Below are 255 nucleotides of genomic sequence, written 5' to 3'. Positions count from 1 at the left end.
AAAGGATGGTGGAGCTATGCGGGATCGAACCGCAGACCTCCTGCGTGCAAGGCAGGCGCTCTCCCAGCTGAGCTATAACCCCATCGTAATTGCAATCTCGTTACCAGCGTCCTTCTTTACAGAAGGAGTTTGGTAGGCCTGAGTGGACTTGAACCACCGACCTCACCCTTATCAGGGGTGCGCTCTAACCACCTGAGCTACAAGCCTGCAGATATGCTTTACTGCTTTCTTTTCATCAGACAATCTGTGTGGACA

Annotated in this window: 2 tRNA genes; both read right to left on the bottom strand. The window is 52.2% G+C overall.

Annotated elements, in window-relative coordinates:
- Positions 1-6: 6 nt before the first annotated feature.
- Positions 7-82, bottom strand: a tRNA-Ala gene (locus AC6EMZ_RS23415).
- Positions 83-130: 48 nt separating this feature from the next.
- A tRNA-Ile gene (locus AC6EMZ_RS23410) sits at positions 131-207 on the bottom strand.
- Between the last annotated feature and the right edge of the window lie 48 nt (positions 208-255).

It is taken from the genome of Enterobacter sp. SCRI0065, assembly GCF_059766475.1.
This window is presented reverse-complemented; position numbering and strand designations above follow the sequence as displayed.